Raw genomic sequence first — 12,193 nt, 5'->3', positions numbered from 1 at the left:
ATTTGTATACACACAGCTTTTGCATAATAAGAAACCTTACCAACTTTATATAGAATTATATCATTTGAGATAATCGTATCACAACACAAAAACAACCTAAAAACCACACCAATTCAATATTCATCCTCTTTTATGCCCCTCCCCTCCGCAAGAAACCACCTCTGCAAATCGTTGTATTACCGAAAGCACATCCGGGACGTTGCTGCCCGGACGTGCCTGATCCAATACCCGGTTAAGGAGGTTTTTTACGTGATTAAAAAAGCTACTGCGTTTGTTCTTGCCCTTTTCCTAATACTCTCTGCCCTGCCTGCGGGCATGGCCGGTGAAGTTGGTGTAGTATCCGGTGAGGTTGATACAGTGGCCGGAGGGGTATCCGCCGCGGCGAATATTGTTCCGGCGAAGGGGATTGAGGACTTTTTCGGTGAATGGGTGTTATACAGTCTCATCATGGAGGATGGTACGGTATGTGCCCGGGAGGATATCCTGAAAGCCATGGAGGCGGATGAAGTATCCATCGTCATCACCGAAGAGGATCTCTTATTCCATGCCCACGGCATAGATGACATCGGGCCCCTGAAGTATGAATTCATTGCGGAAAACGGATCGCTGAAAACGGACATCAAGGAGCAGGACGGGACTGTCACCCTTTATCTGACGGATGACGGCATGCTGTATTATACCGAAACCCGGAAAGGGATTAAGCAGGGGCAGACCGCGTACTTTATGCGGAAGGAATAAGTGGATTTATCATTCATGACAAAAAACGGACACTGGGGACTGTCCCCAGTGTCTGTTGGTTCGATAAAAATTCAGTCCCCGTTCGTTATAAAAAAGAATGAAGAAATCAAAGAAGCAGAAAAAGCAAACGATGATGATTAAGAGATCCACATAATAAGAGTTCAGACAGAACTATTCAAAAAGCAACCACATGGTTGCTTTTTTTGCATTCAATTCTACCAATATTGCAGGTTTCATACTCAATCTATATCGCACACATTATACTTTTCATATCAACTTCTTCCAAACCACAAGGAGGTTATGATACCCACTTATTTTGATATTTTAGGTTTTCAATGGAGCATCTATGATCCAATCCAGCGCGGAATACTTCACTAAGCAGGAAAGGAGATGAAAAGAAGATTCGAAGTCATTCCGCAATGAAATATATTATATGAAAAGGAGTTCAAAAAATGAAAAAGAGTATCGCATTACTTCTGGTAGCTATTATTTTGGTTTCCACAATTACAACAGCCTTTGCAGCTGAAGTCTGCCCTGTTTGTGACCATGGTTACAAAATAGTGAAAATAACTTATAGTCATTGGTATGATGGACAGATGAGAGTAGACAAAGACATCTTTGGTCTTATAACAGGAATACTGTGGGCAAAATGCCGGACAGTTACTATAAAATGCTCTCATGGAAAGACACATACTTCTGTTGAAGTACAGCCGGGTTCTTATTGGTACGCACATTACTAATAACACGATTAGAACCAGGCAATTAATAGTATTGAACAATCCGGTTAATTGATCATGCTAAGAGCCGACCACCGACTGTTATCAACAGCCGGTGGTCTTTCTTTTTCTGATTTTTGTTTTAAGACTTATACCAACTCTCGTTATCCAGCACAACACAAATATAGCCTAAAACCGTTTCCGAAAAAAGTCTCCGGCATCAACGGAGCCCGTGCTCATTTCTGTAACGGAAATGGAGAACTGTCTCCACTCGCAAAAGAGACAGAGAACCGTCCTCTGTCTCCTATAAAAAACCCGGCAGATTGATATCTGTCGAGTCGCTTTGCGCAGTATAATTATTGCACAGGAAAGTGCTATACGCAACTATACGTTACTATACGGAACTATACGATTTTGAAAAAAACAAGCTGCTTGAATATAAATACATATTTCAGCCCATGCTCCCTTTGACGAACTTGTTAATCCTATGTCATACTATACATAACACAGGCACATCACTTTTCAGACAGGAGCACCATCGAATGAAAAAGATTCTTTCACTCTTTCTTGCTCTTCTGATGATTTCCCTTCCTATTATCTCCAATGCAGAACAAGGAAAAAAAAGTGACTTTGATACCGCCCGAGCTATCGCTGACTTTATGGAAACGCATTACAACATTACCGTCCTACTCGGCTCCGAATGCAATGACTTTTCCGGCGAAACCTTCACAATCGGTGACAAACCTGCCGGGCGTTCCCCTTTCCGGACAATGTTAGGTGGGTCTAGCTATACAACAGAAATCCAGATGATAGATAACACGCTTTCCATCTATCCGCCAGGGTTCTTTGATAAGTTCAAATGTGAAGAAGCCCCCAAAGGATTACGGATCCTTCTTCCGAATCAAATCCTACATGAAGATGAATCCATGGCCGGTACCATCACAATAGAAGATGGATACTATAATCTCTTCCTCGCCGTGGGAATGTTCAAGGATCTGAATATCCACCATGAGTTATGGCATGCTATGGAATACCGCATATTGCAGGATTACCCCAACGCCTTTGAACACTGGACAGAACTCAACCCGGAAGGCTTCCAGTATTCAGAAGACTATTTCGAAATGGACATATGGGAACAAGCCGAGCCGCAGGATGATTGGTTCGCCCGAGCATACGGCACCATTGATGAGATGGAAGATCGTGCGACGGTCATTGAAGCTATATTCCAGCATGATCCTGACTGGTGGGCACAACGTCCTCACCTGCAGAAGAAACTGGACTTCCTTCTGGAAATAGCTGAACCCGTATTCGGAAATGTATATTCTATGAATAAATAGGAGGCATTATGGACGCGAAACACTACAACGAGCTTATCGAGCTTTCTCAAAAAATCTATGACCAATCAACAGACACCCTGTCTAATTACCTCTCCGCCCATTACTGCGGTGTGGACAGCAAATCCAATGAAAACCAGCTGGAAGACTTCCTCTTCGTCGCTGAAGAAACTTCCGTCTATCTTCTTGGCAACGCCTTAGCCCTCCTGGACAAAGACACCCAGGAAGCAGAAATCAAAACTTTCGCGGAAAACCTGAGAAGAGTTATCAAATACGTCCAGCAGAAGGCCGGCGGAGATATCCCGCCAAGCTGACAGACAGTTAAAAGGACGTTGCCGAAAACAATCCGGCAACGTCCCTTTTATTTTAACAAACAACCTTATACTTTTAAGGAATCTCAACAACGATTGTACTGACTACCGGACTGGGCGCACCCAGGGCAGTGCAGGTAACAGTGATTTTCGTTCCGGAGGGCGCTTCCTTGCTGATCGTCAGCTGACCCTTGTCGTCAATCTTTGCGATGTCCTCTCTCTCCCCCCTCCGCAAGGATTTCCCTCCTCGGTTCGTTATATAACCGGAATGAATCCCATCTTTTGTCCTGTCCCGGGTTGGGAGTGAAGGAGGAAATTGGATGAGTAAACGGTTTATATGCATGCTTATGGCCCTGGTGGTTATGCTGGGGGCTGTTCCTGTGTCGGCTTCGGGGAGTATGACGGTGCAGGAGATTGTGGATCAGGTGGTTATTCCCCTGGCACTGGAAAATGATCGAGGGGGTGCGGGGTACAGCCGGTACTTCAGTTATGAGGATCTGGCGGAAATTGTGCGGGTGTTTGAGGAAAACGGGTTTGTTCTTCCGGAGAATGATGTTGTCATGCAGTTTGTGACAAGCGGCTACGGAGTCCCTGAAGGCCTTGTGGCTGAAAGGTACTGCCAGCAGTTCTTCGGGCCGTTCGGCACCTGGACGGATGAACAGCAGGGCTGGTATGACGACCTGGAAGTCAGGCTGGGGCATGCTGAAACCTTCGGCTCCCATGTACCGGGGAAAGACAATATGACCCGGGAGGAAGCGATTGCCTGGGCGCTGAAGAAGATCCGGGAGGAGTACGGGGAAGATCTGCCCCTGGAGGATCCGGACATCTGGCAGATAACAGCGATGTTCATCAAAGACGCCCCATTTGGTTCTGATTCCCACCATGAGGATGAATGGTCTGTCTTCCTGGAGCCGAAGGATCTTGAGCACGCGCGATACGGTGCCTCGTTCGTCGACAGGGATCCTGAGAACAGTACCGAACTGTATTACGCCTTCCTCGACCCGGAGGAACCCTTCACCCTTAATCAGCTGCGGAATATTTTCGACATCGTTTACGGGGTGAATAAGAACTGGCCCCAGTCTGCCTGGCAGGCATACAGTGATATGCTGCAGAAGGTGGAGCTGAATCCGTCAGACTACGACTATACCGATAATCTGGCATTCCGGATGACCGGTTATCCCGAACCCAAAGCGGATGAGATCTCCCGGGAGGAGGCCATCCGGATCGCAAAGGAAGCCCTGGCAAACGAGAGGGCGTCCTATAACAGCGCCGTGCTGACAGAATATGAAGGCGAGCGCACCTGGCAGGTATCCTTTCTGATCGAGTTTCCTTTTTTCTCTTCTGTTGATGAAGATGAGGAAAGCGGAGACTATGTGGTCAGCATTGACAGCGTAACCGGTGAAGTCCGCAGCCTGCGGATGGAGCGCTCTTACAATCCTTCCTTCTGCTATGCCCCGGAAAAGGTATACACGGAAATCCAGGAGATGCTGCCGAAGGAGGAGGACCTGCTCCCGCTGGCTGTGGAAGCCGTGCGGAAAAAATATCCCGAGGCGGGAGACCCGCTGGATGAAGAGAACTACAGCTGGTTTTCCGGCCTGAGCGGCTATGGGTTTATCAAATTCACCGCCCGGAACCTGCAGCACAGCAATATCGAAGTGCGGTTTAAACAGGACGGAAAGGTGGATAAAGTGACCATGGATTCGCCCGTGGACGGAGACAACCTGTTCAGCCGGTTCTATGATCTTTACGGACCCATGGGCAAATGGGACCAGTCCGTATGGGTACAGCTGGAAAAGGATATGAAGGAGCTGGAGCCGACAACAATCGAAGGGAAAGTCCTGAAGGCTACCCACTATCCGGAAGAATCCTCCGTGAGCATCAAGCAGGAGCAGGCACGGAAACTGGGACGGGAAACCACCGGCAAAAATATGACTGAAGTGAACAGCTGCGTGCTGGTGGACGCGCAGCCTCATCCCGTATGGATCGTCCAGCTCCTGACAGAATATACCCTGTCCATCGTCGGGATTGACGCGGAAACCGGTGAAGCCGTTCTTTCCATGCCAGACAGGGCTGACTTTTCATCTCGGTATATGGTCTACTCCCTGCCGGAAACCTGGCGGAAGATTGAAATCAAAGAAAATGGCCCGGCCTATCTGGCCCAGGCAGCGATCATTGACAGGGTATTCCCGGCGGATGTCGATTGGCGGGGGTACGATCTGGGCGACGTGGATGTCACCTGGATGGATTATTGCTATATGAATGAGGGCACCGCGTGGAGGATGGAAGTGGACGGGCTGACCGTACGCTGCATCAGCCACAGGGAAGGTGTAAAGAGCTATGAGGTGGAGTTTGATCCAGAGGGAAACGTGATCCGGTTTGAGGAGAAAGACTGACAGAGCCTGACACCGTTACGGTTTTGCTGTCAACTTTCTTTCGCAAGAAAACACCTCCGCGGATCGTTATATAACTGAAGGCGCTGACGATTATCGCCGGTGCCTTCGTTTATACATACCCGGTAAGGAGGTTTTGAAATGAAAAGAACGATTGCGTTTATCCTTTCCCTGATGATGGTGCTTTCCGTCCTGGCCACGGGGCTGGCGGGTGAGGTCAGCGCTGCGGAGGACCTGGCGTTTACCCTTCCGGAGATTATCCCGGCGAAGGGAATCGAGGACTTTATCGGCGAATGGGTGTTTTATCTGATTGCAGCGAAGGATGGCAGAACAATGACCCGGGAGGAAATGCTGGCAACCGAACAAGTGGATGATAAGGCGAATGTGACCATCTCCGAAGACGCATTGATTATATATGCCCCTTCCACAGGGGAACTTGAGCCCGTGAAGGTTGAATTCAATGCGGAAAACGGATCGCTGAAAGTGATCAACGAAGAGGATGACAGCACTGTTGTCCTTTACCTGACTGATAACGGTATGCTGGTGTTCTTTGAGCCGGATGATGAGACCCGGGAAGGCGCAGTATACCTTGTACGGATAGAGGAAGAAAACGGTTGACAGAGGGACGTTGACAGAGGGACGTATCTGTTGACAACTTTTCCCTTCAAATGAAAACAGAGCCTGCCGGGTGGCAGGCTCTGTTTTTTTGGTGTTCCGATTGGTTGAAGGTTATAAGTGAAAAGTGTAGAGTGATAAGTGAAGAGTTGCGGCTGCAGCCGCAAGGAAGAGAAAGAATACTTATTTCGTTTTATGGGCAAAGAGGCGTTTCCCCACATCACAATAAGCGGGAGGAACTGTATATGAAAAGCATGAAAGCAATCCGCAGGCTGGTTCTGGCTGTTCTGGCGGTATGTATTCTTTTCCTGGTTCAGGCTGGATGCGCTGAGGAGACCAAACACTCCGTGACCCTCTCGAAGGATGACATCTGGCTGGGGTTTCAAAAATACGAGGACCTGCTCAGCGACAAAAGCGTTACCGATATTTTTGTTGAGGAAGGCAATGAGTATTATTGCTCCATTGACGGCGTGCTTTTCTCCAAAGACAGGAAATGGCTGGTGACGTATCCCAGCGGCCGGACGGAAGAGGAATATACCGTTCCGGAAGGCACAGAAGGGATTAATTTTGACGATCCGGAAAACCTGAAAGTCCTGAAGCTCCCCGCCTCCTTCCGTCCTCGTTATTACAAGGAGGGTGATGAACCAGGCCAGGCATACATGGGAGAAGTTTTTGTGGAATTTGTTTGCTGTCCCGCCCTGGAAAGAATTGAAGTAGACCCGGACAACCCGTTCTTTTGTGACATAGACGGCGTGCTGTTTTCCAAAGACAGGAAGAAACTGGTCGTGTGTCCCCGGAGCAAACAGGGGGGATACGTAATCCCGGACGGTACGGAAGAGATCTGCATGTACGCTTTTAGCGAAAACGAAAAACTGACCGGCGTATTTGTGCCGGACAGCGTGCAGGTAATCGGTGAGGCTGCTTTTTCAGAAACCAAAGAGATCAGACGGATACGCCTTCCGAAAAAGATGAAGTATATCGATGAATGCGCATTCCTGGACAACGAAGCATTGGCGGAACTGGAAATACCTGAGGGGCTGACAGAAATCACGCCCTGGATGCTGACGGGAAATACACAGCTTCAGGGAACGCTGCGCATTCCGGAAAGCGTGACCAAAATCGGCGAGGAGGCATTGTGCTTTCTTTACAAAGTATCAGATATATACTGGCCGGATCATGACATCCGTTTTACCTGGTTCTGCGAAGGTGAGGAGGAAGACCTTGAAGACAAAAGCGACCTGGCTTTCGGCTGGAACGACTGGGGAATTGCCGACTTTACCGTTGTAATGCACGCCCATGAGGGAACACCGGCGGCAGAGTGGGTGAAAAATTATCCGCATGTGATCTCTCCCCAGGGTGTGGAAAGCATGGATGCGGAAGGATACGCGGAAGTGTGCACGCGGGTGATGCGGGAAAGCGGATACCCGGAGGCGGAGATCTGTTACAATCCGGGCCTGAAATGGATGGCGGTCAAGCCGCTGGTGGCATACAACCTGGATCATGCGGTGGCCGTGTTCCGGAGCAGCGGAAAAACCCTGCTGTGCGGCTTTGAGGCCCTGAACGGGGAATGGGAGCTGCAGTGGGTGAACGAACAGTTCCTGGAAGTGAGCAGCCTGCCGGTGATGCTGGCATACTTCGGGGAGGATTATCTGCGGATCATCCTGCCGGATCCAAGCGATCCGGATGTGGACAACGCCGTGGATTACTGGTTTGACGCCCGGACCCTCACGCTGAAAGAGGCTACCTATGTGACAGAATGCCTGTGGGAGAACGCCAGAGACGTGTGGAAGTGCCGTGCAGAGGGCGAGAAACTTGTATACTCCTATGCGGAGCATTGGAAAAAAAATGAGGCGGGAGACTGGGTCGAGGTGGAGGAAGAAGAGTTTTCCACCGTGGACGCAAACGAGGAGGATCTTGTCCTGAGTACCGGGAAAAGGCTGCCGGTTTATCCGAAGGGGTTTGTCATCGAATGATTTTGGACACTGGGGACTGTCCCCGGTGTCCGTTTTTGATTTATTTCTTTTTTTTTTGTAAGATTTTCTGAGATTGTGCGTCTAACAAAGTGAAAGGAGGGAGAAAGCAGATGCAGAACGGTTCTTTTGACCGGATCTACCGGGATTATTTTGATCCGGTATACCGGTATGTGCTTTCCCTCTCCGGGAACCAGGCCATCGCCGAGGAAATAACCCAGGAAACCTTCTTCAGGGCACTGCGGAACCTGGACCAGTTCCAGGGAAAAAGCAGCCTGAAGACCTGGCTGTGCTCCATCGCAAGGAACCTCTGGATATCAGAACAGCGGAAAAGGAAAGAGCAGCCGCTCAGCGACGCAGAGACCTTTTCCGATGATTCGCCCGGGCCGGAGGAATCCATTATGCGGCAGGATCAGAGCATGCACGTTCACCGGTTGCTGCACCGCCTGGAGGAGCCGTACAGGGAGGTTTTCACCCTGCGGACCCTGGGCCAGCTCAGCTTCCGGGATATCGGCGAGCTATTCGGTAAAACAGACAACTGGGCCTGCGTGGTCTACCACCGGGCCCGTGCGATGATCAGAAAGGAAATGGGGGAATAAGCATGAAAATCCCATGCGCTGTGGTCCGGGATTTGCTGCCGCTGTACGCGGAAGACATGATTGAGGAAGAAACGCACGCCCTGGTGGACGAGCACCTGGAAGAATGCCCGGAATGCAGCAAAAAGCTGGAAAAGATCAAAGCGGAAGCCGCCGCGCCGGCCGCACCGGCCGTCGATACGGCAAAACCGCTGCTGAGCCTGAAAAAAATGATTAACAAGCGGCGGTGGATCACCGCGGCAATCGCGGCGCTGTGCGTCTTTATCCTCCTTGGTTCGGCTTTCCACCGATTTAACGACATGCATCAGGTAACCTGGGAAGAGGGGCTGGTAAAGGTAACGGGGGTCACCACAAGAGGAGACGCTGAAACGCGGACCAGCAGTCCCGTCCCGCTCGATGCGGACGAGCAGAAAGAAAAGGTGCTGGCCATTCAGTTTGACAACAAGATCAACGGGATCAATACAGAGCAGGAAATAGACGAAAACGGAACAGTCACCGCAATCATGCAGGGCTGGGGCAGGAATCCCGGCAAAAAGCTGACCGGGGACTACTCAACCTTCACCTTCTATCCGGTTCCGGACCGGCTGGTTTACGATTCCGGCTCCGGGCAGGAACTGCTGTGGGGCGAACCGATGAGCGGCGGCGTAACCATCATGCCCAGACTGGCTTTGGGAAGCTACGCGATCCTCGCCTGCTGTTTGGCATCTCTTTCCTCACTGCTCTGGTTCCTGTTCCGGAACCAGGATGTTGCGCCGGTATTCCGCCAGATCTTCTTCGCGCCCGTGTCCTATCTGGCCGCCCATGTGCTGACCAAAGGCTTCCACGCAAGAAGCTTCTTCTTTGAGGATGACCTGAGCTTCATCATTCTGATCGGCGCCGCCTGCTACGCCCTGCTGACGCTGGGCTGGGTGGCCTGGAAGCAGAGGAAGGGGATTTGAAAAGCGGCCACTGGAGAACAGTCTCCAGTGGCCGCTTTTCAATTAACAATTAACAATTGTAGTTACTGCATTCCAGACTTTTTGAGTCCAGATGTTCCGACCAGGTTCCCGATAGGGTGGACACTGGGGACAGTCCCCAGTGTCCACTTTTTCAGGCGTCGAGCAGTGCGACGTATTCCTCGATGGTGATGGCATCGATGTAGTCCCGGAGGGATTTGCCATCGATCTTGTACCGGCTTACCAGGTCATAGGTGTCGGAGTAGTGCTTTTCTGTATCCTGGTGTTTATTTTCCGAAATGGTGAGCCAGTCCTCCTCATCCCGGACAATCTGAAACTTTCTTCCGCTGATGGCGATGACCATTTTCCAGGCATCTTCAATTTTCCTGATGAATTCTCCCTTTGTCACGGTTCATCTTCCTTTCTTTTGCACCTGAGGGTACAGATGAACCATAATCCTTTATGGTGAAAAGAACGTGAACACGCAGTGAAAGGTTCGTCATCGCTTTTCGCGATGACAATGAACAATGGTGGAAAAACCACTTCCAACGGCGGAATGTGACAAAGGGACAGACCAACTGTCACATTCGTGGAATGTGACAGTTGGTCTGTCCCTTTGTCACATGAATTATGAATTATTGTTTCGTATTGTGTTCCCGGATAAAGCGGATGAAGTTCTCCTCCGCCAGGGGGCGGGAGAAGAGGAAGCCCTGCATGCAGTCGCAGTCGTTTTCCCGGAGCATCTGCTCCATTTCCTTGGTTTCCACGCCTTCCACCACGGCCTTTTTGCCGATGCCGCGGACCGCGCTGAGGGAGGTTTTGAGGAGGGTCATGGCGGAAGGCTCCGTCATGGCCTTCCAGAGGATATCCCGGTCAAACTTCACGGTGTTCACCGGATAGGTCAGGAGGGTACCGATGGTGGCAAAGCCGGAGCCGTAATCATCCAGGCTGAAGGCGACGCCTTCCGCCCGCATGCGCTCCATGAAGGAAACCACCTGTTCCTTTTCCGGGCGGGTGATCTCGGCGGTTTCCGTGATTTCCAGGTTGATGGCGTCCGTGGAAAGGCCGTACTTGCGCAGCAGATCCAGCAGGTCGTCCGCGAGGGACGGCTCCCGCAGCTGGCGGGGCGACAGGTTGACCTGGACGCAGCTGATGCCCAGGTGCTTCGTATCCCGGTCCCGGATCATGCGGCAGACTTCCTCAAACACAAACAAGCCCACGGCGTTGATGCGCCCGTTTTTCTCCGCTACACGGATCAGCTCCTCCGGGTTGACGAAGGATCCGTTGCCGTCCCGCAGGCGGATCAGGGCTTCCGCGCTGCAGTAGGTGCCGGAGGCCACGTCCAGGATGGGCTGGTAAAAGACTTTGAAGGACCTGTTTTCCAGGGCCTTGTCGATCACATGCAGGATCTGCTGCTCATGGCGCATGGACTCCAGGGCGGTATCCACCGCCTCGTCCGTGAGGGCGGCGGAAGAGGTGTTCTCCGTGCCGGTGAGGTAATCCAGGAGGGCGTAGCCGTCCGGGAAACGCTCCGTGACGTGGATCGTGCGGATGAGGGGCGAGATCCGGGTGGTTTCCGTTTTATCCTGCTGCGTAAAGACAAAGGGAACGGAGAAATACTCCTGCACCTTCTCCCGGGCGGACTGGTCCCACTCCGGGGAATCGTCCTCCGCGACGATGGCGAAGCACTCATTGGACAGGACGTAGACCTTGCCGGGGAAGGCACTGTCCACCCGCTCCGCGAGGATGATGGTCAGCTGGTCGATGGTGGAGGGCCGGGAGGCCACGGCGGATGTGCGGATATAATCCATGTTCAGGGCCATAATCCGGTACGGCGTCCGGCGCTTCTGCAGGCGGCGGATGGTGGTGATAAAGGCGTAGCGGTTATAGCACATGGTGGTCTGGAAAAGGTAATAGGCCTGGTTTTCAAAGGCGATGAAGAGGAAAAACAGGCTCAGGGTGGCGATGAAATTGCCGATGACATAGCGGGGGAAAATCAGCTGGAAGGCATGCGCGCCGAAATTGACCACGGCATACCAGAAAACGGAGATCTTCTGGTAATGGTTGAAGCGCTTGCGGCAGACGAAGTAGAAAATGAGGCCGGCCAGGATCTCCGAATAGGCGATGGCGTAAAGAACGGGATGAAGGATGCCCCGGTGATAGACCAGGCTCTCGTCAAAGTAGGCGATCCACCTTGTGACGGGTGAAGTGAAGATGAGGAATGTTTCCAGCAGATGAATGGAAAAGAAGAAGATCCGCACCGGGATTTTGAGCTGCGGGATCTTCGTCAGGTTGTCGGCATAGAGCAGGAAAACGCCGGCCAGCAGGTTGTAGAACCACAGATAGGTCAGGTTCACCGCGTCGCGCATAAAGGCGGAGAACTGCTCCGGATGCGCGATGGAGTGGATGGACACGATATTCAGCGAGGAGCAGACCAGGTTGATCACGACCATGCAGAAAAAGAGCCGGTTATGCGGCGTGTCGTAATTCCGCTTCAGGAAATACAGCGCGAAAAGCACCACGGTGCCCACCACCGCGGCGATACAGAATTCGCTCATGTACTGCATGAAACTCCCTTGCCCCCTGAC

At 51.4% G+C, this 12,193-nt stretch carries 12 protein-coding genes; 9 read left to right on the top strand and 3 right to left on the bottom strand.

What is annotated here, in order from left to right:
* The first annotated feature begins 249 nt into the window (after positions 1–249).
* The 4 genes from JRC49_10850 (at position 250) to JRC49_10835 (ending at position 3,102) form a co-directional block, all read left to right on the top strand.
* A complete protein-coding gene (locus tag JRC49_10850) occupies positions 250–738 on the top strand; it encodes a hypothetical protein (GenBank protein ID QTE70297.1) in 489 nt (162 codons plus the stop codon).
* Positions 739–1,190: 452 nt separating this feature from the next.
* On the top strand, positions 1,191–1,478 hold the full coding sequence (locus JRC49_10845; protein QTE70296.1) for a hypothetical protein: 288 nt from the start codon (positions 1,191–1,193) through the stop codon (positions 1,476–1,478).
* Positions 1,479–1,996: 518 nt separating this feature from the next.
* Positions 1,997–2,791, top strand: a complete 795-nt coding sequence (locus tag JRC49_10840; protein ID QTE70295.1) for a hypothetical protein — start codon at positions 1,997–1,999, stop codon at positions 2,789–2,791.
* Between the two features lie 8 nt (positions 2,792–2,799).
* Entirely contained in the window at positions 2,800–3,102 is a 303-nt protein-coding gene (locus JRC49_10835; GenBank protein ID QTE70294.1) for a hypothetical protein, read from the top strand.
* Between the two features lie 73 nt (positions 3,103–3,175).
* On the opposite strand, the gene JRC49_10830 is transcribed toward JRC49_10835, so the two are convergent.
* Complete coding sequence (locus JRC49_10830; GenBank protein QTE70293.1) at positions 3,176–3,334, bottom strand: hypothetical protein; 159 nt, start codon at positions 3,332–3,334, stop codon at positions 3,176–3,178.
* Between the two features lie 85 nt (positions 3,335–3,419).
* Here JRC49_10830 and JRC49_10825 point away from each other — a divergent pair, with 85 nt between their 5' ends.
* From JRC49_10825 to JRC49_10805, 5 genes are all read left to right on the top strand, one after another.
* Positions 3,420–5,492, top strand: coding sequence for a PepSY domain-containing protein (locus tag JRC49_10825; protein ID QTE70292.1), 2,073 nt, complete (start codon positions 3,420–3,422; stop codon positions 5,490–5,492).
* Between the two features lie 138 nt (positions 5,493–5,630).
* Entirely contained in the window at positions 5,631–6,107 is a 477-nt protein-coding gene (locus tag JRC49_10820; protein ID QTE70291.1) for a hypothetical protein, read from the top strand.
* A 242-nt stretch (positions 6,108–6,349) separates the two neighbouring features.
* Positions 6,350–8,077, top strand: coding sequence for a leucine-rich repeat domain-containing protein (locus JRC49_10815; GenBank protein QTE70290.1), 1,728 nt, complete (start codon positions 6,350–6,352; stop codon positions 8,075–8,077).
* Positions 8,078–8,187: 110 nt separating this feature from the next.
* The gene (locus JRC49_10810; GenBank protein QTE70289.1) at positions 8,188–8,673 is read left to right on the top strand and encodes a sigma-70 family RNA polymerase sigma factor; all 486 of its coding nucleotides are present in this window, start codon (positions 8,188–8,190) and stop codon (positions 8,671–8,673) included.
* A gap of 2 nt (positions 8,674–8,675) precedes the next feature.
* Positions 8,676–9,608 (top strand): zf-HC2 domain-containing protein, encoded by a 933-nt coding sequence (locus JRC49_10805; protein ID QTE70288.1) that lies wholly within the window; start codon positions 8,676–8,678, stop codon positions 9,606–9,608.
* Between the two features lie 151 nt (positions 9,609–9,759).
* On the opposite strand, the gene JRC49_10800 is transcribed toward JRC49_10805, so the two are convergent.
* Both JRC49_10800 and JRC49_10795 read right to left on the bottom strand, forming a co-directional pair.
* On the bottom strand, positions 9,760–10,014 hold the full coding sequence (locus JRC49_10800) for a hypothetical protein (GenBank protein ID QTE70287.1): 255 nt from the start codon (positions 10,012–10,014) through the stop codon (positions 9,760–9,762).
* A gap of 226 nt (positions 10,015–10,240) precedes the next feature.
* Positions 10,241–12,163: an EAL domain-containing protein gene (locus JRC49_10795; GenBank protein ID QTE70286.1), complete on the bottom strand. Its 1,923-nt coding sequence runs from the start codon at positions 12,161–12,163 to the stop codon at positions 10,241–10,243.
* Between the last annotated feature and the right edge of the window lie 30 nt (positions 12,164–12,193).

It is taken from the genome of Clostridiales bacterium FE2011 (assembly GCA_017569305.1).
Classification (GTDB): domain Bacteria; phylum Bacillota; class Clostridia; order Christensenellales; family Aristaeellaceae; genus Aristaeella.
Note: the sequence above shows the minus strand (reverse complement) of the source record. Positions and strands in the feature narration are given on the sequence as shown.